General features: G+C 38.9%; 16 protein-coding genes. 8 read left to right on the top strand and 8 right to left on the bottom strand.

Translation table 11 applies throughout. The annotated features are described in order from the left end of the window. Positions 1–238: 238 nt before the first annotated feature. Positions 239–550 (bottom strand): ComEA family DNA-binding protein, encoded by a 312-nt coding sequence (locus CXF74_RS09540; RefSeq protein WP_101082202.1) that lies wholly within the window; start codon positions 548–550, stop codon positions 239–241. Between the two features lie 966 nt (positions 551–1516). On the opposite strand from CXF74_RS09540, the gene CXF74_RS09535 reads away from it, so the two are divergent. From CXF74_RS09535 to CXF74_RS09520, 4 genes are all read left to right on the top strand, one after another. Beyond that, positions 1517–1960 carry a pilin gene (locus tag CXF74_RS09535; protein WP_101082200.1) on the top strand — a complete coding sequence of 148 codons (444 nt, stop codon included), beginning with the start codon at positions 1517–1519 and terminating at the stop codon, positions 1958–1960. 6 nt (positions 1961–1966) lie between these two features. Further along, a complete protein-coding gene (gene pilB / locus CXF74_RS09530; protein WP_101082198.1) occupies positions 1967–3658 on the top strand; it encodes a type IV-A pilus assembly ATPase PilB in 1692 nt (563 codons plus the stop codon). A 428-nt stretch (positions 3659–4086) separates the two neighbouring features. Beyond that, positions 4087–4605: a transposase gene (locus CXF74_RS09525; protein WP_101082196.1), complete on the top strand. Its 519-nt coding sequence runs from the start codon at positions 4087–4089 to the stop codon at positions 4603–4605. A 147-nt stretch (positions 4606–4752) separates the two neighbouring features. Further along, complete coding sequence (locus CXF74_RS09520) at positions 4753–5985, top strand: type II secretion system F family protein (protein ID WP_101082194.1); 1233 nt, start codon at positions 4753–4755, stop codon at positions 5983–5985. Between the two features lie 90 nt (positions 5986–6075). On the opposite strand, the gene CXF74_RS09515 is transcribed toward CXF74_RS09520, so the two are convergent. Both CXF74_RS09515 and CXF74_RS09510 read right to left on the bottom strand, forming a co-directional pair. Beyond that, positions 6076–6285 (bottom strand): SlyX family protein, encoded by a 210-nt coding sequence (locus CXF74_RS09515; protein ID WP_101082193.1) that lies wholly within the window; start codon positions 6283–6285, stop codon positions 6076–6078. Further along, positions 6282–7292 (bottom strand): WD40 repeat domain-containing protein, encoded by a 1011-nt coding sequence (locus tag CXF74_RS09510; RefSeq protein ID WP_232772484.1) that lies wholly within the window; start codon positions 7290–7292, stop codon positions 6282–6284. Before CXF74_RS09510 ends, CXF74_RS09515 begins: the two co-directional genes overlap by 4 nt. Positions 7293–7413: 121 nt before the next feature. Here CXF74_RS09510 and fkpA point away from each other — a divergent pair, with 121 nt between their 5' ends. Both fkpA and CXF74_RS09500 read left to right on the top strand, forming a co-directional pair. Then, entirely contained in the window at positions 7414–8163 is a 750-nt protein-coding gene (fkpA, locus tag CXF74_RS09505; protein ID WP_101082190.1) for an FKBP-type peptidyl-prolyl cis-trans isomerase, read from the top strand. A gap of 1349 nt (positions 8164–9512) precedes the next feature. Further along, positions 9513–10715 carry an NAD(P)/FAD-dependent oxidoreductase gene (locus CXF74_RS09500; protein ID WP_101082189.1) on the top strand — a complete coding sequence of 401 codons (1203 nt, stop codon included), beginning with the start codon at positions 9513–9515 and terminating at the stop codon, positions 10713–10715. 1178 nt (positions 10716–11893) lie between these two features. Here the strand turns inward: CXF74_RS09500 and CXF74_RS09495 are convergent. From CXF74_RS09495 to adhE, 3 genes are all read right to left on the bottom strand, one after another. Next, the gene (locus CXF74_RS09495; protein WP_232772485.1) at positions 11894–13060 is read right to left on the bottom strand and encodes a putative bifunctional diguanylate cyclase/phosphodiesterase; all 1167 of its coding nucleotides are present in this window, start codon (positions 13058–13060) and stop codon (positions 11894–11896) included. Beyond that, a complete protein-coding gene (locus CXF74_RS09490; RefSeq protein WP_157822372.1) occupies positions 13051–13515 on the bottom strand; it encodes a hypothetical protein in 465 nt (154 codons plus the stop codon). Before CXF74_RS09490 ends, CXF74_RS09495 begins: the two co-directional genes overlap by 10 nt. A gap of 286 nt (positions 13516–13801) precedes the next feature. Further along, positions 13802–16471, bottom strand: a complete 2670-nt coding sequence (adhE, locus tag CXF74_RS09485; protein WP_101082183.1) for a bifunctional acetaldehyde-CoA/alcohol dehydrogenase — start codon at positions 16469–16471, stop codon at positions 13802–13804. 381 nt (positions 16472–16852) lie between these two features. Between adhE and CXF74_RS09480 the strand changes: the two genes are divergently transcribed. Both CXF74_RS09480 and CXF74_RS09475 read left to right on the top strand, forming a co-directional pair. Further along, positions 16853–17920, top strand: a complete 1068-nt coding sequence (locus CXF74_RS09480; protein WP_101082182.1) for an AI-2E family transporter — start codon at positions 16853–16855, stop codon at positions 17918–17920. Beyond that, the gene (locus CXF74_RS09475) at positions 17917–18837 is read left to right on the top strand and encodes a class I SAM-dependent methyltransferase (RefSeq protein ID WP_101082180.1); all 921 of its coding nucleotides are present in this window, start codon (positions 17917–17919) and stop codon (positions 18835–18837) included. The genes CXF74_RS09480 and CXF74_RS09475 overlap by 4 nt, the downstream gene beginning before the upstream one ends. A 190-nt stretch (positions 18838–19027) precedes the next feature. Here CXF74_RS09475 and pta read toward each other — a convergent pair whose 3' ends face one another. Both pta and CXF74_RS09465 read right to left on the bottom strand, forming a co-directional pair. After that, a complete protein-coding gene (gene pta / locus CXF74_RS09470; protein ID WP_101082179.1) occupies positions 19028–21211 on the bottom strand; it encodes a phosphate acetyltransferase in 2184 nt (727 codons plus the stop codon). 233 nt (positions 21212–21444) lie between these two features. Continuing rightward, positions 21445–22644: an acetate kinase gene (locus tag CXF74_RS09465; RefSeq protein WP_101082177.1), complete on the bottom strand. Its 1200-nt coding sequence runs from the start codon at positions 22642–22644 to the stop codon at positions 21445–21447. Positions 22645–22891 lie beyond the last annotated feature (247 nt).

Raw genomic sequence — 22891 nt, 5'->3', positions numbered from 1 at the left:
TTAAGGCAGAGCTGAAGCTCTACATCCTGCTTTTTATTTCGGATGTGATGCTTTAGCTTCGCGTTTTTTGTTTTTATTGTTGATACAGTTAAAGCAGAGCTGAAACCCACTTCCTGCTTTTGACTTCGGATGTGATGCTTTAGCTTCGCGTTTTTTGTATATATAAAACAAGCGAAGCCCCGTTTCCAAGTGATCGGTAGTTTTAGTGGAAGTAGAGGCCTTAATATTTAGTGATTTATTACAGTGATATAAACGGAGCTATTTTTTTCAACGTCCCTTTACCAATGCCTTTTACTTTGACCAACTCTTCAACACTGACAAAATCACCGTTAGTTTCTCGATACTCAATAATTGCTTGTGCTTTTTTGGTGCCGATGCCTTTAATGGCAGCGAGTTCTTTTGCACCTGCTTGATTAATATTTATTTTCTCTGAGACTTCTATTGCGCTGTTTACATCTAAAACCTTCTCTGTGGCTAACACCTGTGTGCTGGTTGATAATAGAAAAAGTGAAGCCACGAGTAGTAAACGATAAGTGAATATTTTTAACATGGTATTTTCCTTTTTTAAATGAGAGATGATATTTAAATTAGACTATATTTTGACTTGAGCAAGTGGATAGGATAAATACTTGTGAAATCACGTAAATAAATAGGTCTCATTTGGTGTTGTTTTTGGAAGTGAAGCTTTAGCTTCGAAGAGTTGTTACTTTAAGTTTTTTGTGAAAATGAAATCCAAAGCCACTTCTGATGAAAAGACACCCTTCATATATATTTTCCAATCGTTATTCAAAAAATACTACTCCCTCACTTACGTGAACGTCTTGCTGTTATTACTACTATCGCCATTTAAATAATGGGGATATTGCAGGCGAGTGTGCGATATCATCACTCTACTTGAGATAATAGCTATTACTAGGTATATGTAATGATTGTTTTTAAATTTTCTAATAAATTTATAAACTTAGGCCACACTTTATAATTAGCGACTCTGTAGAATATTATCGTTAATACTTTGATTTTAAAAAGTTATTTTTTTGTTAACTAATTTTTTAAAAAAATGAGATCTTGCTCTAACTGTGATTAGTGATTTGCTTCTACTCGCTTGTTTGCACGTGATGAGTATGCGATGATTTATTTACGCAAGGTTGGTCTTTTTATACAAAACGTTGAATTTTTACTATTTAGAATAAGTGGTTTTTCTGTATTGAGCTAAGCTATTCACTGTAAAGAGTAAAATGTTGTTGATACTGTTTAACGATGTTTTAATGTTATTTATAAAATGAACCTTTCACACTTAAGTTTATTTTACTAAAGACCTGGTCAAGGACGCACTTTTAATAAGTGCAGAAAAAGGCAAGAAAAGGATTTCTGTTAGTATCAAAAAAATATACTAATGCCTGTTTTTAATAAGATTAACTTTAAACAACGATTCATCGGTTCCTCTCTTACAGGTCATGCTGGAGAAATCAGTGAGAAACGAAAATGGTTGTAAATTTTATATTAAGGAAAATAAAAAATGAAAAAAACACAAAGTGGTTTTACATTAATCGAACTATTAATCGTTATCGCGATTATCGGTATTTTAGCAGCGGTTGCGTTGCCTGCTTATAATACATACACACAGAAAGCTAAGTTTTCTGAAGTTGTTTTAGCTACTGGCTCTGTCAAACAAGCGCTAGATCTATGTGCTCAAATTGATGATGATTTCACTGATTGTACTTCCTCTACAGCTGCAATTGCTGGTGCAACATCAATATATACAAATGCAGTTGCAGTTGTTCTAAGCGTTTCTGATTCAGTTGCTACAATAACGGCAACATCACAAACTATCACTGATAACAACCCTGTATATGTTATTGTTGGAACGGTTCAAGGAACAGGGCAAGTGCAATGGGTACAAAATGAGACTCTTCCAGTAGCTGGAGCTGGTGAAAACTGTGCCTTAGTTGGTCTTTGTTAACTCTTAATGACCACTCATAATATTAGTGGCCTGGCTTCTAGCCTGGCCACTCGTGGTTTACTGCCCCTCGATAAACTCCAACAGATTACTACCTCTGCTGCTAATGCAAAAATATCGTTGGTCAGTTATTTGGTGGAAAATAGTTTTATCTCTAGCCTTGAGCTTGCGCAGTTCTGCGAAGCTGAATATGGTATTCCTCTATTAGACTCTGATACCTTAGAGCTTGATAATATTCCTGAAAAGTTTATTAATCAGAAGCTTATAGAGAAACATCATGCGTTGCCTGTTTATGTGCAACAAAAAACGCTTTATATTGCTATGTCGGATCCTACTAATGTAGGTGCGCTTGAAGACTTTGGGTTTAGTTTCTCGATGCATACTGAAGCCTTGTTAGTTGAAGAAGATTTTCTTAAAGAAGCAATCGATAAATTACTTGAGAGTGATGAAGATTCTCTTGATGACATGGATATGGGCGACATTGACGATATCGAAGTTGATGAAGCCGATTCACGATTAGATGAAGCACAGGGCGTTGATGATGATGCGCCAATTGTTAAATATATTAATGGTATTTTGATTGATGCCGTACGTAAAGGTGCATCAGATTTACACTTTGAACCTTACGAGAAAAAATACCGTATTCGTTTTCGTATCGATGGTATTTTAAAAGAGATGGCGACGCCACCTGTTAATCTTGCCAATCGATTTTCAGCACGCTTAAAAGTAATGTCAAAGCTTGATATTGCAGAGCGTCGTTTACCTCAAGATGGCCGTATCAAGCTCAAAATATCCGCTAAACGTAGTATCGACTTACGAGTGAGTACCTTACCTACTATGTGGGGCGAGAAGATCGTAATGCGTATTTTGGACTCCTCTGCAGCCGCCTTGAATATTGATAAGTTAGGTTATAGCGATGAGCAGAAAGCGAAATATTTAGCTGCGCTTGATAAACCCCAAGGTATGATTTTAATCACAGGCCCGACGGGTAGTGGTAAAACAGTTTCTCTTTATACTGGCCTTAATATTCTTAATACCGTTGAACGTAATATATCAACGGCAGAAGACCCTGTAGAGATTAATTTAACCGGTATTAATCAGGTACAAATTAACCTTAAAGCCGGCCTAACGTTTGCTTCTGCCTTGCGTTCATTCCTACGTCAAGATCCCGATATTGTGATGGTGGGTGAGATTCGTGATTTAGAAACTGCTGAAATTGGCATAAAAGCAGCACAAACAGGGCATTTAGTTTTATCTACGTTACATACTAATTCCGCTGCAGAAACATTAACACGACTATTAAACATGGGCGTACCGGCCTTTAATATTGCATCGTCAGTGTCATTAATTATTGCGCAGCGTCTAGCACGTCGTTTATGTCCAGAGTGTAAAGAAGAAGATAATTATAGCGATACAGAGTTAAAAACGATTGGTTTTAATGCCAGTGATATAGAAAAAGGTTTTACAATTTATAAACCTGTTGGTTGTAAGCTATGTAGTGATGGTTATAAAGGTCGTGTGGGTATTTATGAAGTGATGGTAATGACAGATAATATCGGACATATCATTCTTAATGATGGTAACGCAATGCAAATAGCTAGTGTCGCTGAAGCTGAAGGTATGTATACATTACGTCAATCTGCTTTACATAAAGCCATTGAAGGTGTGACTAGTTTGAAAGAAGTGACAAGGGTTACTTAGTTTTTATTAAGGCAGAGCTGAAGCTCTACATCCTGTTTTTACCTCGGATGTGACGCTTTAGCTTCGCGGTTTTTGTTTTTATTATTGATGCAGTTAAGGCAGAGCTGAAGCTCTACATCCTGTTTTGACCTCGGATGTGACGCTTTAGCTTCGCGGTTTTTGTTTTTATTATTGATGCAGTTAAGGCAGAGCTGAAGCTCTACATCCTATTTTCACCTCGGATGTGATGCTTTAGCTTCGCGGTTTTTGTTTTTATTATTGATGCAGTTAAGGCAGAGCTGAAGCTCTACATCCTATTTTTACCTCGGATGTGATGCTTTAGCTTCGCGTTTTTTTGTTTGTTGTTGATGCAGTTAGGGCAGAGCTAAACCTGCTAAAGATAACTTAATAGAATCATATTTCAGTATTCAGCCCTACTCAGAGGTTTTATGAAATATTCACACTTAGCGCATATCGATGACCTCAACTCCTATCAATTTATTACCTTTAGAACGCAAGCCAGCACGGATGATTTTATCTCGCGTTTACCGAGTGAAAAGCAAGATAATCAACAATTTCAATTAGCTTCAGACGAGCATTTAGATTTATCACCCAAGGGATCATATTTATCGGGTGATATTTTAAGGTATTTAGTCACACAGTTCAAAAATGCTAATAAAATAGACTACGAATTAACTGCATTTGCTATTATGCCTAATCATGTACATCTATTATTAAAGCCTATAATAAGGTTACCTTTGTTGATGCAAAAATTGAAAGGTAATAGTGCGAGAGATATAAATAAATTACTGTCATTAACCGGACAGTTTTGGGCGCATAGTTATTATGATCGAGCTATTCGTTCACAGAAGCATTTTGATGTTACTTATCAGTACATTAAAAACAACCCCATTAAACTTATTAATGATATGGAATGCGAATTAAGGTTTTATGGTGTTTTTGAATAGTGGATTTAAGGCAGAGCTGAAGCTCTACATCCGAAAGGTTGATTTATATTTAGGATGTGACGCTTTAGCTTCGCTGTTTTTAGATCAGTTTTTTAGTATGTAACAAATCGCATTAAAGGGTAGCCCCTATAAATTAAGGAAAATATCATGGCTGCAAGTAAAAAAGTGAAAGCCACCGTAATTCATACTTTTAAGTGGAAAGGGATTAACCGCAAAGGTAATAAGGTCTCGGGTGAATTGCAAGGTGAGTCGGTTGCTGAAATAAAAGCTGAGTTACGCAAGCAAGGTGTGAATGTTACTAATACGCAGAAGAAGGCTAAATCGCTCTTTTCATTTGGTGATAAAATTACACCAATGGATATTGCTGTCGTGTCGCGCCAAATTGCTACTATGTTGAGTGCGGGTGTGCCTTTAGTACAAAGCTTGCAACTTATTGCTAAAAGTAATGAGAAAGCACCTTTGCGCGAATTAATGAGCTCTATTGCTAATGAGGTTGCTTCAGGTACGCCTCTTTCGCAAACTTTACGTGGCCATCCTAAATACTTTGATGATTTATATTGTGATTTAGTGGATGCGGGTGAGCAATCTGGTGCACTGGAAACAATTTACGACCGTATCTCTATTTATAAAGAGAAGTCGGAAGCGTTAAAATCTAAAATTAAAAAAGCGATGTTTTACCCGGCAGCTGTATTAGCAGTGGCGGGTATCGTAACAATGTTGCTATTACTGTTCGTAATTCCACAGTTCCAAGATATCTTTGAAGGTTTTGGTGCTGAGCTTCCTGCGTTTACGCTGTTTGTTTTGGCTATTTCTGATGTGGTACAGGGGTACTGGTATATTATGGTCGCAATCGTAGTTGCTTCTGTTATTAGCTTTAAAAAGGCACATCTTAAATCGCAAAAAGTACGTGATAATACCGATAAGTTTGTATTAAAAATTCCGGTGATTAGCACTATTTTAGATAAAGCCGCAGTTGCTCGATTTGCTCGAACGCTTTCAACTACGTTTGCTGCAGGTATTCCATTGGTTGATGCGCTTATTTCCGCTGCTGGTGCATCAGGTAACTATGTTTATCGTACTGCGATAAATAGCGTTCGTTCTGAAGTCATGGCGGGTATGCAAATGAATGTCGCTATGAAAACGACAGGTGCTTTTCCTGACATGGTTTCTCAAATGGTGATGATTGGTGAAGAGTCTGGTGATTTAGATGGCATGTTAAGTAAAGTTGCCGACATTTATGAACAACAAGTTGATGACGCTGTTGATGCCTTAACAAGCTTACTAGAGCCGATGATCATGGTTGTATTAGGTGTGGTAGTTGGTGGTCTGATTGTTGCGATGTACTTACCTATCTTCCAATTAGGTAGTGTAATAGGTTAATTTATTAGCTGTCAGCTGTCAGTCATTAGCTGTCAGCTGATTTTATATGTTCGCTGATAGCCGACAGCTTAAAGCTGATGACTTCACTTTTTAATAATGTGGTGGGCGCATGTCCACTTGATCAATACCGCCTGTATCAGGCTCTGCATCTTTTAGTTTGGTGACCAAATGCATGACTTGCTCAGTGAGTAACTGTAGCTTACGTTGCTGATCAAAGATCTCGCTATTTAATGTTTCGATGTTGTCATCCTGGAACGAAACTTTCATCTCTAACTGCTCAATACGGCTTTCTGTTGTCATTTTTTACCTAACTTTTTAATTGGCCAGATTTCAAGGAATCCAGCGGAGCTTTCAGTGGCAATATTATCGCCATCCCATAATGTGGCAGAGTATACTACAGCTGTTTTCGGGCGTGTCTCTTTTCTTGGTGTGACCATCCACTTTTGTAAACTTAAACCACTATTTACGTCCCACAAACGCACTGTTTTAGTGCCATTTCCTGTCAGTAATTGTTTACCATCATTAATAAAACGTACCGAAGAGAAGATTGACTGACGTGCAGTGTAGATTAACGTACTTTGTAATTCACCGGTTTCTAGATTCCAAATTTGTGATGATTTTTGATTATCAGCAACAAAAGCATAACGGCCTTGGTCTTCTAGTTTGACCATTGAAACACGATTTTTGAAGTTAAATTGTTGGATTATTTGTGCTGTTTTTGTATTCCATAAAAAAGCCCGATGATCGTTACCACCTGATAGAGCGTACAGCCCATTAGCAGAGAGGTCGACACTGTTTACTTTCTCGCTGTGTATCGGCATCTCTAATCTTCGACCTGTTTTCAAATCGATATGAACTACTTTGCCATTTACTTGTCCATAGAGAACATAACGCCCACTTGCAGATAATCGAATATCACGGATAGGGGAATCACTCACTTTATAAAAGCCAACGGACTGGCCAGTTTTGATGTTCCAAATTGCAAATTCATGTCGACTTGCTGAAAGCGCGTAACTATTGTCAGCAGAGATGCGCACAATATAAATATCGTTACTTTCAGCATTACGATGTTGCCATTGATAAAGTAATTTATTATTGCGGTTATCCCAAAGGCCTAATCCATGATGAATGGATGAGGTTATAGAATAGTCGCCATTTTGTGAAATTTCGGCTGCAAATGCACCTTCTACAGCATGTTCGTATTGTTGCAGAGGAGTATCTGATTGTGAGCAGGAAAAGACAAAAATGAGACAAGGTAATAAAAACAGTAATTTAAAAGGCAATCTCAATAACATTTTTAATAACATTCGCTAATTAACTTTTGATGAAAAGAATCATTAAGGTTAGTATAAGTACATAATTTTTGATAGTGACATGATTGATAAGTTGCTATCTACTAACAAGTTTTTATATATATTTGGAGTAACAATGAAAAACGTATTTAAAGTTTCTTTATTAGCAGCTGCTGTTGCATTCACTGTTGGCTGTAACGAGCAAAAAGAAGAAACAACAACAGTTTCTTTCGAAAATAGCCAAGAAAAAGCAGCTTACGCAATTGGTGCATCTTTTGCTAGCTACGTTAATACTACGCTTGAAAAGCAATCTGAGTTTGGCATGGCATTAGATAAAGAGATTATCTTAAAAGGTATTTCTGACAAGTTACGTGACAAGTCTCAAATGACTGAAGAACAGATGATTGAAACACTTAAAGCATATGATGCTGAAGTGAAAATTGCTGCAGAAAAAGCACAAGTTGCAAAAATTGCAAAATCTGCTGAAGATGCAAAAAGCTTCTTAGCTGAAAATGCAAAAGTTGAAGGCGTAACCGTGACTGAGTCTGGTCTACAGTACTCTGTAATCACTAAAGTTGATGGTCCTAAACCTACTGCTGAAGATACAGTTTCTGTACATTATGTAGGTACATTAATTGACGGCACTGAGTTTGATAGCTCTGTTAAACGTGGTCAACCTGCTAAATTCCCTCTTAACCGTGTAATTCCTGGTTGGACTGAAGGTGTTCAGTTGATGAGTGTTGGCGAAAAATACAAATTTGTTATTCCTGCTGAACTTGCGTACGGCGAGCAAGGTGCTGGTTCTATTCCTCCTGGTTCAACGCTGATTTTTGAAGTTGAATTATTAGAAATTGCTGCTGTTGAAGCACCTGCTGCTGCAGAGTAATTTGTAATAGATGAAGTGCTAGTTTTATAGCTACTTTAAAAAGATCGCCTTGTGCGATCTTTTTTTTGCTTTTATTTTGGGAAGTGGTGCTTCATCTTCGCCGTTTTTGTTTTTATTGTTGGTCCGTTAAGGCAGAGCTGAAGCTCTACCTCCTATTTTGACCTCGGATGTGATGCTTTAGCTTCGCGTTTTTTGTTTTTATTGTTAGTGCCGTTAAAGCAGAGCTGAAGCTCTACGCCCTTATTTTGACTTAGGATGTGACGATTTAGCTTCGCGTTTTTTGTTTTTATCGTTGGCGCCGTTAAGGCAGAGCTGAAGCTCTACGCCCTTATTTTGACTTAGGATGTGACGATTTAGCTTCGCGATTTTTGTTTTTATTGTTGGGCCGTTAAGGCAGAGCTGAAGCTCTACACCCTTATTTTGACTTAGGATGTGACGATTTAGCTTCGCGTTTTTTGTTTTTATCGTTGGTCCGTTAAGGCAGAGCTGAAGCTCTACATCCTATTTTGACCTCGGATGTGATGCTTTAGCTTCGCGTTTTTTGTTTTTATCGTTGGCGCCGTTAAGGCAGAGCTGAAGCTCTACATCCTATTTTGACCTCGGATGTGATGCTTTAGCTTCACGATTTTTGTTTTTATTGTTGGCGCCGTTAAAGCAGAGCTGAAGCTCTACCTCCTATTTTGACCTCGGATGTGATGCTTTAGCTTCGCGTTTTTTGTTTTTATCGTTGGCGCCGTTAAAGCAGAGCTGAAGCTCTACCTCCTATTTTGACCTCGGATGTGATGCTTTAGCTTCGCGTTTTTTGTTTTTATCGTTGATGCGGCTAAGGCAGAGCTGAAGCTCTACATCCGAATGCTGCTGGATGTTTCGGATGTGATGCTTTAGCTTCGCGTTTTTTGTTTTTATTGTTGGCGCCGTTAAAGCAGAGCTGAAGCTCTACCTTCTATTTTGACCTCGGATGTGACGCTTTAGCTTCGCTTTTTTTGTTTTTATCGTTGTTGCTGCTAAGGCAGAGCTGAAGCTCTACACCCTTCTTTTGACCTCGGATGTGATGCTTTAGCTTCGCGATTTTTGTTTTTATTGTTGGCGCCGTTAAAGCAGAGCTGAAGCTCTACCTCCTATTTTGACCTCGGATGTGATGCTTTAGCTTCGCGTTTTTTGTTTTTATTGTTAGTGCCGTTAAGGCAGAGCTGAAGCTCTACCTCCTATTTTGACCTCGGATGTTTCGGATGTGATGCTTTAGCTTCGCGGTTTTTGTTTTTATTGTTGATGCTGCTATGTTGGGCTAGTTTTTTTTGTGGTTGTTTTTGCTGTATCCTTAGGGCCTTAAATTAAAGGGGTTATAGTTGATGTGGGATGTAATAATCATTGGTGCTGGCGCATCAGGGCTAATGTGTGCAATTGAAGCGGGAAAACGCGGGCGTAAAGTCTTAGTCTTAGATCATGCTAAGCGTGCAGGGCAAAAAATAATTATGAGTGGTGGTGGACGTTGTAACTTCACTAACCTCTATGTAGAGCCTGCTAACTTTCTTTGTGATAATCCGCATTTTGTTAAATCAGCACTGAGCCGTTATACCCAGTGGGATTTTATCGCGATGGTCGATAAACATAACATTAGCTGGCACGAGCGAGATCACGGACAACTGTTCTGTGATGATAGCGCTAAACAAATTATTAAAATGTTATTAGATGAAGCATCTGCTGCCGGTGTGACAGTGCAACTGCAATGTGAAATATTCTCTCAGCAAAAAATAAGTGAACATAAATTTGCTGTGCAAACAAAGCTTGGTAATTACGAATGTCAGTCGTTAGTTGTGGCGTCTGGTGGTTTATCACTGCCAAAAATGGGCGCATCACCACTCGCTTATAAAATTGCAGAACATTACCAACTACCGGTTAAAACAACACGTGCAGGCTTGGTTCCTTTTACCTTACATCAAGCACAAAAAGAGAAGTTTGCAGACCTCTCTGGTATTAGTTTTCCTGCCACTGCAAGTTGTGAAATTAAAGTCGGTAAAAAGACCAAACAGGTTAGCTTTACCGAAGCATTACTGTTTACCCATCGTGGTCTGAGTGGTCCGGTTATTTTACAAATTTCAAACTATTGGCAACCTGGAGAGCCTTTAACATTAGATCTTTTACCTAAAATGGATCTTCTACAAGAATTGCTTATTACGCAACAAAATCGTCCCGAACTAGGCTTGAAAACGCTCTTAAGCCATCAATTGCCTAAACGTATTGTGGAATGCTTATTAGAGAGTGAAGAGATACTTAGCGTGCCATTAAAGCAGTATAACGAAAAACAGCTGCAGCAAATTGCACAGTTATTTCATCACTGGTCTCCAGCTATTAACGGCACAGAAGGTTATCGTACCGCTGAAGTCACGCTGGGTGGTATTGATACTGACTTTATTTCATCTAAAACAATGCAATGTAAGTCTGTAGAAGGGCTTTATTTTATTGGTGAAGCGTTAGAGGTTACTGGTTGGTTAGGTGGCTTTAATTTTGCTTGGGCATGGAGTAGTGGTTGGGCTGCAGGGCAAGAAGTTTAAATTTTTTATTGTGTTTCAATTGTTTGGTTATGCGTTTATCGCTATTGATAAGTATAGCGTTTTATTCAATTGGTGCAGTTAAGGCAGAGCTGAAGCTCTACATCCTATTTTGACCTCGGATATGACGCTTTAGCTTCACGATTTTTTTTTATCGTTGATGCTGCTAAGGCAGAGCTGAAGCTCTACACCCTTATTTTGACCTCGGATGTGATGCTTTAGCTTCGCGATTTTTGTTTTTATTGTTGGCGCCGTTAAAGCAGAGCTGAAGCTCTACCTCCTATTTTGACCTCGGATGTGATGCTTTAGCTTCGCGATTTTTGTTTTTATCGTTGGTCCGTTAAGGCAGAGCTGAAGCTCTACATCCGAATGCTGCTGGATGTTTCGGATGTGATGCTTTAGCTTCGCGTTTTTTGTTTTTATCGTTGGCGCCGTTAAAGCAGAGCTGAAGCTCTACCTCCTATTTTGACCTCGGATGTGATGCTTTAGCTTCGCGTTTTTTGTTTTTATTGTTAGTGCCGTTAAGGCAGAGCTGAAGCTCTACATCCGAATGCTGCTGGATGTTTCGGATGTGATGCTTTAGCTTCGCGTTTTTTGTTTTTATCGTTGGTCCGTTAAGGCAGAGCTGAAGCTCTACATCCGAATGCTGCTGGATGTTTCGGATGTGATGCTTTAGCTTCGCGATTTTTGTTTTTATTGTTGGCGCCGTTAAAGCAGAGCTGAAGCTCTACCTCCTATTTTGACCTCGGATGTGACGATTTAGCTTCGCGATTTTTGTTTTTATTGTTGGTGCCGTTAAGGCAGAGCTGAAGCTCTACCTCCTATTTTGACCTCGGATGTGATGCTTTAGCTTCGCGGTTTTTGTTTTTATTGTTGCTGCTAAGGCAGAGCTGAAGCTCTACACCCTTATTTTGACCTCGGATGTGATGCTTTAGCTTCGCGATTTTTGTTTTTATTGTTGGCGCCGTTAAAGCAGAGCTGAAGCTCTACCTCCTATTTTGACCTCGGATGTGATGCTTTAGCTTCGCGTTTTTTGTTTTTATTGTTAGTGCCGTTAAGGCAGAGCTGAAGCTCTACATCCTATTTTGACCTCGGATGTGACGCTTTAGCTTCGCTTTTTTTATTTTTATTGCAGCAAAAGCGAAACATACAGACTGTCGTCCCACTATAAGTTCTTCTGTTTAGCTGAGTGATTGCTCTTTTAATAAATCTTCGAAAGGCTTTGCAGTGATCGGTTTTGAAAATAGATAACCTTGGTAATATTCACAATTTTCATCTTCTAATAATTGGCGCTGTTCTTCATGCTCAATGCCTTCTGCGACAATCTTCATTCCTAAGTTTTGCCCAAGCTGAATAATCGTTCTGACCACCATGTGATCATCTCGATTGGTGACACAGTTATCGATGAAGCATTTATCTATTTTTAATACATCAAGCGGTAAACGTGCCACTTGGCTAAGTGATGAATAACCGGTACCAAAATCATCCAATGCGAGGCTAATGCCAAGACTTTTGAGTTGTTTGAGTATATTGATATTCTTTTCTTGGTCGTTCATTAGCCAGCTTTCTGTTTGCTCTATTTCCAACCATTGTGGCAGACAATCAGTGCGCGCTAAAATCGTTTGTACGGTATCGGTGAAATTCAGTGCGGTGAGCTGCACGGAAGAAACATTAACCGCGACATTAAGTAGTTGGTATTGTTTTTTCCATTGTGTTATTTGCAGGCATACTTGCTCTAATACCCAATCACCGATGGGGATCATATCGCCACTTTTCTCTGCGATGGGGATAAACTCAAAGGGGCTAATTAAGCCATATTTAGGGTGTGTCCAACGTAGTAGCGCTTCTGCAGAGGTTATTTTTCCTGAGACCATATCAACTTTAGGTTGATAGAGAAAATGCAACTGTTGCTTCTCTACGGCTCTTTTAAGATCGTTTTCTAACTCATTACGTCGAGCAATGGTTTCTATAAAGCTGGTATCAAAATAGGTTGTTGAACTGTTACCCACGGCTTTTGATTGATACATGGCTAAATCTGCATAACTACACAGCGTTTCAATATCATCACAGTCATCGGGAAACACTGAAATACCCACGCAGGCAGAAATATAATATTTATTGTTATGTAGTCGGTAGGGAAGTTTTACTTTACTGCTGATTTTATCTATTAAATTGTTTGTTTTTTTATGTTGCTCTGTTTCATCCGCGATTAAAAATGCAAATTCATCACCCCATAAACGATAGGGATTACCCATTGTTTTAAGGCGTTTAGCCACCATGCATAACATATCGTCCCCGGCTAAATGGCCAAGTTGATCATTGATATTTTTGAATCCATCTAAGTCGATGATAATGAGCGCAAAAGGCTGATTTTTTTCTGTAATGCAAACATGTGTTTCATTATTTTTTTACGATTAGGTAAGCGGGTTAAATAATCGGTGTAACTTTCATTACGAAACAGGCGCATTTTATCGAGAGAGTTTTGTTGGAAGTAAGTCATGATGGTCGCAAAAGTGGCAATAACCACTAATTCCAATCCGTCTTCAATGACATCTGAAAGTTCATTATTTTCAAGGCTAGGGTAATAAGCGCTGAGTAATAGAAATGAGATTAAAATGGGCCACATTGAGCCAGGTAAAATAAGCAGATAGAGAAAAGGGATGAAAATATACATCTCTTCAATTTCTTCTATATCACTCACAAATAAGAAACCGGAAGCAACGAGGATAACGACTGAGATAGCCGCTGCGTAATATTTATAGTTATCAGGTAAGCGTAACAATTTTGAAAAATAGGCGGTCAATAATAAGGTTGCCGCACTTAGATAGGTCAATAACGCAATGGGAGTGTGGTGTAAGTCAATATAGGTCGAAAATACAATTGCTATTAGGAGCAAGAAAAAGAAGGCAGAATAAAACGCTGGGTTAGTCTATTTATATGCACAAAAAATCCTAATGATGATTGATTCATAAGAATAGCCGATAAATCGTTTTTTTACTGATGAGATGTTGGAAATTGTGCCTTAAATACAAAAAAGCCCACAATAAAGTGGGCTTTAACTTAGTAAGGATTGTTTTTTATACAGCTAATTATGCTTTAGCTGATTTTTTTGCTTTGTTAATTGCTTTATCTGCTACTTCTACTGCTGCTGGTGCATCCATTACGTCTGCATAAGCGGTGCCGTAGTAAGAAGCGATTAATACTTCTTTTAGCTCTTTGATCAATGGGTAACGTGGGTTAGCACCTGTACATTGGTCATCAAATGCATCTTCAGCTAATTTGTCTACTTTAGCCATAAACGCAGCTTCATCAACACCGGCGGCTTGAATTGACAATGGAATATCCAATGCAATTTTAAGCTCTTCTAACCAGTTAAGTAATGCATTCACTTTCGTTTCAGTATTACCTTCACGGTAACCTAAATGCTCTGCAATTTCAGCGTAACGAGCACGTGCTTTCGGACGATCGTACTGAGAGAATGCAGCTTGTTTAGTTGGGTTATTTGTTGCGTTGAAACGAACTGTGTTCGAAATCAACAATGCATTTGCAAGACCGTGTGGAATGTGGAACTCAGCACCTAATTTATGCGCCATTGAGTGACACACACCTAGGAAAGACTGCGCAAAAGACATACCCGCGATAGTTGCTGCATTGTGAACTTTCTCACGTGCAATTGGATCTTTCTTACCGTTAGCGTAAGAGCTTGGTAAGTATTCTTTAAGCATTTTAAGCGCTTGCAGAGCATGACCGTCTGAGTATTCGTTCGCAAGTACAGAAACATAAGCTTCCATTGCGTGTGTTACTGCATCGTAACCACCGAATGCACATAAAGACTTAGGCATATCCATTACTAGGTTAGCATCAACAACAGCCATGTTTGGCGTTAGTTCGTAATCAGCTAATGGGTATTTTTGACCCGTTTTTTCGTCAGTTACAACAGCAAACGGTGTTACTTCAGAACCTGTACCAGAAGTCGTTGTGATACATACTAATTCAGCTTTTGAACCCATTTTAGGGAACTTGTAAATACGTTTACGGATATCCATAAAGCGCATTGATAGATCTTCGAAATCAGTTTCTGGATGCTCGTACATAACCCACATGATTTTCGCTGCATCCATTGGTGAACCACCGCCGACTGCTAAAATAACATCTGGTTGGTAGCTATGACATGCTTCTGCGCCTGCTTTCACTACTGCTAATGTTGGATCCGCTTCTACTTCATGGAAAATTTCTACTTCCATGCCTTTTTCTTTCAAGATAGAGCGTAAGTCATCAATGTAACCGTTGTTGAATAAGAAGCGGTCAGTTACGATTAATGCACGTTTTTTACCTTCAAGGTCAGTCATTGCGATTGGTAAACAGCCGCGACGGAAGTAGATAGATTTTGGTAGTTTATGCCACAACATATTTTCTGCTCGCTTAGCTACAATTTTCTTGTTGATAAGGTGTTTAGGACCTACGTTTTCTGAGATAGCGTTACCACCCCAAGAACCACAACCTAATGTTAATGAAGGTGCCAATTCGAAGTTGTAAAGGTCACCGATACCACCTTGAGATGCAGGTGTATTCACTAGGATACGTGCTGTTTTCATCTTGTCGCCAAAGTAAGCGATACGATCTTCGTTATTATCTTGGTCAGTGTAAAGTACTGATGTATGACCAACACCACCTATGTCTAACACGATACCCGCTTGGCGTACTGCATCTTCAAAGTTTTTCGCTTTGAATAAACCTAGAGTAGGAGATAGTTTTTCATGAGCGAATTCGTCATCCCATGAAGCTTCTAAGCCTTCACCGATAAGAATTTTAGTAGAAGTTGGTACTTTAACGCCTGCAAGTTCAGCAATTTTGTATGCTGCTTGGCCAACGATTTTAGCGTTAAGTGCGCCATCGATAAGTAATACTTTACGTACTTTATTTGCGTCTTCTTTGCTTAAGATAACCGCGCCGTATTTAGCAAAACGTGCTTTAACTTCGTCGTAGATTGACTCAACAACAATAGCTGCTTGCTCAGAAGCACAGATAACACCGTTATCGAATGTTTTAGACATTAAGATTGAAGATACTGCACGTTTGATATCAGCAGTTTCATCGATAACAACAGGTGTATTACCCGCGCCAACACCGATAGCTGGTTTACCTGAAGAGTAAGCCGCTTTAACCATACCAGGTCCGCCAGTAGCAAGGATCATGTTGATATCGTCATGTTTCATTAGTTTGTTAGAAAGCTCTACAGACGGTACGTCAATCCAACCAATAATGTCTTTTGGTGCGCCGGCTTTAACTGCTGCATCTAATACGATTTTAGCTGCGTAGTTGGTTGCATTTTTAGCACGTGGATGTGGCGAGAAGATACAGCCATTACGTGTTTTAAGACAGATTAACGCTTTGAAGATTGCAGTAGATGTAGGGTTTGTCGTTGGAACGATTGCACAAACGATACCTAGTGGTTCAGCGATAGTAATAGTACCACCTTCATCGTTACGGTCGATGATGCCACACGTTAGTTCGTCTTTATATTTGTTGTAGATAAATTCAGAAGCAAAGTGGTTTTTGATTACTTTGTCTTCCATGATACCCATGCCAGACTCAGTTGCTGCCATTTTAGCAAGTTCGATACGTGCTGTTGAAGCTGCTAGTGATGCAGCGCGGAAGATTTCATCAACTTGCTCTTGTGTGAAACTTGCAAATTCTTGTTGTGCTGCTTTAACACGTGCAACCATTAGGTCTAGTTCAGCGACATTGCTTACTGTCATATATTTCTCCAGAAAATTATAATTATATAAAATCAAAGTTTAAAAATGTTTTAGTAAAATTAAGGTCTTATTCTTGAAAACCTATCTTAGTAAATAACTCTTAAAACGATTATAAGAAAATGTGATTTTTGCGGTATTGATCGAGATCATGTTGTAAGTAAATTACAGAAAATGCTGTCGTAGATAGCTTTTTAATCGATTTTTTAGCCGATAGCGAATGACTTTACTTATTTTGTAACAAACTAACTGCTGTTAAGCGAACAAATTCAAATTGTTAAGCTTATGTTGTAAGTTTATTACAAAGCGACTCTGCGCTAATAAATATGGTAAAAAATAGCGTTACCTGTACAGTATTATTTTTGCTCATAATATGGACTAGTTATGCCTCAAATCCCTGCGTCTGCCCGTACTGCCCTTTATTGCGCTGCTATTGTTATTTCTTTAGCGGGCATAAAAATAGCAGCACCGATTGTGGTGCCTTTTTTACTTTCGTTATTTGTCGCCATTATTTGTAACCCGGCAATTAATTTACTTGCAGAGCGAAAAGTACCGCGTGGATTAGCGATTACCTTAGTGATCTTTTTTATCTTTTCTTTATTTATTGTATTAGGGGGCGTCATTGGTAGCTCGGTGAGTGGGTTTCGTTCTGCATTGCCAAGCTATGAAGCACAACTTTCTAATGAATTAGATTGGATTATCGGTTGGATGGCGAGCCATAACGTTTCAATCTCCATGACTGAAGTACGTGGCTATTTTGACCCAAGTAAAATAATGGGTTTAGTTACCAGTACCTTGAGTGGCTTTAGTAGCGTGTTAGGTAATATATTTTTACTCTTACTGACGGTTGTTTTCATGCTCTCTGAAGGGCAAGGGTTTGCGAAAAAATTACATGTCGCTTTTGATGATTCCGCAGAAACGGAAAGAAGGTTGGATCATTTCTTAACCTTGGTAAACCGTTATATGGCGATAAAAACCTTAATTAGCTTAGCAACAGGGTTAATTATCGGTTTTGTACTGTGGTTAATGGGTGTGGACTTCTTTGTTCTTTGGGCTTTGTTGGCATTCTTATTAAATTATATTCCTAATATTGGTTCTATTATTGCCGCCGTACCCGCCGTTATTCTCACTTTTTTACAATTAGGTTTGATGCCTGCTACTTTTGTCATCGGTTTGTTTGTCTCAGTTAATATGATTATGGGTAGTGTGGTTGAACCTAAATTTATGGGGCGTAGTTTAGGGCTCTCAACGCTAGTGGTGTTCCTCTCATTGATTTTTTGGGGGTGGTTATTAGGCATGGTAGGTATGTTATTATCTGTGCCTCTAACCATGATCTTCAAGCTTGCCTTGGAAAATAGTACCGAGGGACGATGGTTTGCTATTTTATTAAGCTCCGACGAAGAGATTGATGCACTTGTACAGCTAGATGAAAACACAGAAGATAAAGAATGAAACTATTAGAAAAAATTAACTGGTCAGCGATTAAAGCCTTACCAGAAACAGAATGTCAGCGCTTATACCATGGTAGAGGTTTTCATTTTCCTGAAAGCAGCCATATCAATATTGATTGGTTATCACCGGTTATTCTGATTATTTTATATAAAGAAGAAAACAGTGAATGGCTAGCGAAACTGACGAAAGACTTATTAGCCAAAACAGCTGAAATAGGCTTTAACGTTAAAAGTGTACAAGTTCAATTTCGTTGTCGTGACTTTGCGCCTACTGAGGTGTTATGGGGCGAAACAACAACGGATTTTGTGTCCACAGAAAGTGAGCTTAAATATAAGATCAGCTTAGGCACCAATCAGAATTACGGCATTTTCTTAGATATGAAAAACGGCCGTAACTGGTTACGTGAAAACGCGTCAGAGAAGTCAGTGTTGAATTTGTTTTCTTATACTTGTGCTTTTTCTACTGCTGCCATTGCTGGTGGCGCGTCGAAAGTCGTTAATCTTGATATGAGTAAAGCCGCATTAGCAGTCGGTCGTGATAATCATCGTTTAAATGAGCATGATTTAAGTAAAATAAAATATCTGGGTCATGATCTGTTTAAGTCGTGGGGAAAAGTGAAACGTTTAGGCCCTTACGATATTGTGATTGCAGATCCACCTTCGTTGCAAAAAGGCAGTGTGAATATTAAACGCGATTACCCTAAGATTATTCGTCGTTTACCCGAGTTACTTAATCCAGGTGGACAAGCGTTACTTTGCTTGAACTCGCCAGATCTTGATTTTGCGTTTTTAGAAGAAGTGATAAAAACGGAATGCCCTCAAGCTAAAATCATACAAAAAATCATGCCCGAAGATCATTTTATCAATATTAATCCAGATCGTGGTTTGAAGTGTCTGCTAGTAGAATTAGAAAGCTAGAAAGCTAGAAGGCTGAGAAGCTATCAGCGGTCAGTTTTTAGCTGTCAGCTGAAAGATAACGGCAGCTTGCCGTAACAAAAAGGCCCCGTTCATTATGTTAACCATAATGAACGGGGCCTTTTTTATGTTTAACTGACAGCCGATGGCTGACAGCTAAAAGCTGGTTTTAACTGACAGCTAAAAACTATTTTTATACAGTCGCGATTAGCGCTTGCTTTGCTTCTGCTTCTTTTTCAGCTGCTTGTGTTGCTTGAATCGCTGTTAATGCGATTGTGTAAACGATATCGTCTACTAGTGCACCACGAGACAAATCGTTCACTGGTTTACGCATACCTTGAAGCATAGGACCGATACTGATTAGGTCTGCACTACGTTGTACTGCTTTGTAAGTAGTATTACCTGTATTCAAATCTGGGAAGATAAATACAGTCGCTTTACCCGCTACTTTAGAGTTTGGCGCTTTACTTGCTGCTACGTTTTCCATTACCGCTGCATCGTACTGTAGTGGTCCATCAATTAATAAATCTGGACGACGTTGTTGTGCGATTTTAGTTGCTTCACGTACTTTCTCTACGTCAGATCCTGCGCCTGAATCACCTGTTGAGTAACTGATCATCGCTACTTTAGGGTCAATACCAAAGGCAATTGCAGAATCAGCTGATTGAATCGCGATATCTGCTAATTGATCCGCTGTTGGGTCTGGATTGATTGCACAATCTCCGTAAACCAATACTTGATCAGGTAATAACATGAAGAAGATAGAAGAAACAATGCTCGCACCCGGTGCTGTTTTAATTAACTGTAGCGGTGGACGAATAGTATTAGCCGTTGTGTGAACTGCACCAGAAACAAGACCAGCCACTTCATTTTCAGCCAACATCATTGTGCCTAGTACCACAGGATCTTGTAATTGCTCACGAGCAACAACTTCTGTAAGACCTTTAGCTTTACGTAATTCAACCATTGGCGCTACGTAGTTTTCAAGTACATCATTTGGATTAATGATTTCAACATCATCCGTTAATTTAATGCCTTGTTGTGTTGCAATGCGGTGTATCTCTTCAGGGTTACCTAATAAAACAGGTTTTGCGATACCACGTTGCGCACAGATAAGTGCAGCTTGGATAGTACGTGGCTCTTCACCTTCAGGTAATACGATACGTTGGTTCGCTTTACGTGCTAGCTCCGTTAAGTGGTAACGGAATGCTGGTGGCGATAAACGACGTGTTAATGAAGAATCTTCAGTTAACGTGTTTAACCAATGTTTGTCGATATGACCCGCAATGTATTCTTGTACTTTTTCAATACGTTCAACATCATCAACTGGAATTTCCATGTTGAAATCTTGTAGACGTTGCGCTGTCTGCCACGTATTACTCTTGATTAATAGAATCGGTAAACCAGATTCCATTGCACGGTTACACAGTTTCATTACTTCTTCTTCAGGTGGGTAATCACCTGTTAGTAATAAACAACCAATTTGCATGCCATTCATTACTGCTAAACACGCTGCGATAATTACATCACTACGGTCGCCAGAAGTTACTAACATTGAACCCGCTTTAAAATGTTCAATCATGTTAGGAATAGAGCGCGCACAGAAAGTTACAGAATGTAAACGACGGTTTTCTAAGTCACCTTCGTTTAATACTTTTGCTTTAAGGTGTATTGCTAAATCTTTTACACGTGGTGCAATTAAGTCTGCACTCCACGGGATACAACCTAAAATCGGTAATGGGCTCTTACTAAACATTTGCAATACTTCAAGATTGCTATGCGTATCAGCCGTTGGAATATCAAACATTTCGCTCATATCTGGGCTTTGTTTGTCATTTTCATCCATTGGTGCGCCAACTTTGTTAATCACACAACCCGCGATACGTTTGTTATTTTTACCACCAAACGAGGAAACAGCAATTTCCATACGTTCTTTAAGCTGTTGCGAAGAATCATTGCTTGGATGTGTTACAAATACCATCTCAGCGCTTAATGCTTTAGCGATACTGTAGTTTATTTCGTTAGCAAACTGATGTTTGTCAGTCGGTACTAATCCTTCAACAATGATCACATCACTGTTTTTTGTGCCTTCTTGGAAGCGCTCTACAATGTTTTCTAATAACTCAGAAGAATTACCTGATGAAATTAGGTTTTCTGCATACTTCATTGCAAAAGGTTCTGGCGGATTGATTGATGATCCATTACGTAGTGTTGTTGTTGAACGTTCAGGACCAGTATCACCTTTACGAGGCTGTGAAATAGGTTTGAAAAAGTTAACTGCAACACCTTGGCGTTCCATTGCGCGAACCATTCCAAGACTAACAGAAGTAACACCGACACCAGAGCCGATGGGAATGAGCATAATTGTACGAGACATGACGCTTCCTTTTTTAATAAGGATGTAAAATAAAAAAGAGGAGTAATACTCCTCAAATAAGTTTTGTATAGATGCTTAGATAGTTTTTATCTAAATATCTTTGGAAATACATCCGTGTGTTTCATCGTCTTAACTAAGCTTCAATGGCTGAGTTATTCGTGTTTTATTGGTATTTTATGCGCTTTTTGAAAGCGCATAAACCGCTATTTGACGATGATTTTTTAAATTATAGATTAAGCTGAAACAAGTGCTGCAGAATCTTGTGCAATCACCCATTCTTCATTGGTTGGAATTACCATCGCAATAGGGGAGCCATCTTTGGTGATAATACCTTGCTTACCGAGTTTTGTAGTCGCATTTTTTTGTGAATCTATTTGATAACCAAAAACAGCGAGTAAATTAAGTACTTTTTCACGCATTAGGTCTGAATTTTCACCGATACCGCCGGTAAATACAAGTGCATCTACACGGCCTAATGGCACTGCATAAGAAGCAATATATTTTGCTAAGCGGTAACAGAAAATATCACGGGCTAAAATGGCATTTTTATTACCTTCTTCGCAGGCTTCTTGAATATCGCGAAAATCACTCGATACGCCAGAAATACCTAATAGACCACTTTGTTTTTGTAACATGTCCATCACACCTTCAAGGCTATAACCTTCACGTGTGACTAAGTGCTCAATAATACTTGGGTCGATATCACCACAGCGCGTACCCATCACTAAACCTTCTAATGGTGTCATGCCCATACTAGTATCAACACTTTTACCGCCTTTAACCGCGGTAATTGATCCGCCATTACCTAAATGTGCAGTAATCACATTGGTTTCAGCAATGGGTTTATTGAGTGCTTTAGCCGCTTCGCGACTCACAAAAAGATGACTTGTTCCGTGCATGCCGTAACGACGAACCCCTTTTTCTTTGTAAAGGTTGTATGGCAATGAGTATAGGAACGCGGTTGCAGGCATAGTTTGGTGAAATGCCGTATCAAAAACAGCAATTTGGTCTAATTCTGGAAAGGCTAATCGTGCTGCTTTAATGCCCATAATGGCAGCTGGATTATGAAGAGGTGCTAAAGATGCACATTCTTTAATGCTTTCGCATACGTCTGGCGTGATGATGACTGACTCTGTAAATTTTTCACCACCATGTACAACACGGTGACCAACAGCAACAAATTGCTCTGAAAGTCCCTGCTCTTTTTTAATAATTTCTTCTACAATATAAGAGATGGCTTCGGAATGTGCGCTCTTTGAAGGTAAATGAGCCGCCTCTTTCTTTCCTGAAATATTCCATTTAATACGCGCATCGGGAAGGTAAAAACATTCTGCAAGACCGCTGATTACTTCATCGCCATTAGTGGCATTGATGACAGCAAATTTAAGAGATGAACTACCACAGTTAAGGACAAGGACTAATTTATTGCTCATGAAAGATTCCAGTAATAAAAGTTGAAAATGTAATACACCAAACTCGGTGTGATTAACGAAGTGATAGCATGGCATCTATAAATTATTCAGTTTCATTAAGTGATGCCGCTCACATTTATATTTTTAAAGTCTACGCTTCTGTAATAAAATTACAAAGTGCATTTAGGGAAAGATTATTTAAAATCAATTTTTTGATTAACTATTTAAGCTTTCGTTGTTTATGGTAATCTGTGTGCTATTTATTGAC

The sequence above is a fragment of the Psychromonas sp. Urea-02u-13 genome, assembly GCF_002835995.1.
Lineage (GTDB): Bacteria > Pseudomonadota > Gammaproteobacteria > Enterobacterales > Psychromonadaceae > Psychromonas.
The sequence above is the reverse complement of the archived record's forward strand: the minus strand, read 5'-3'. Positions and strand labels throughout refer to the sequence as shown.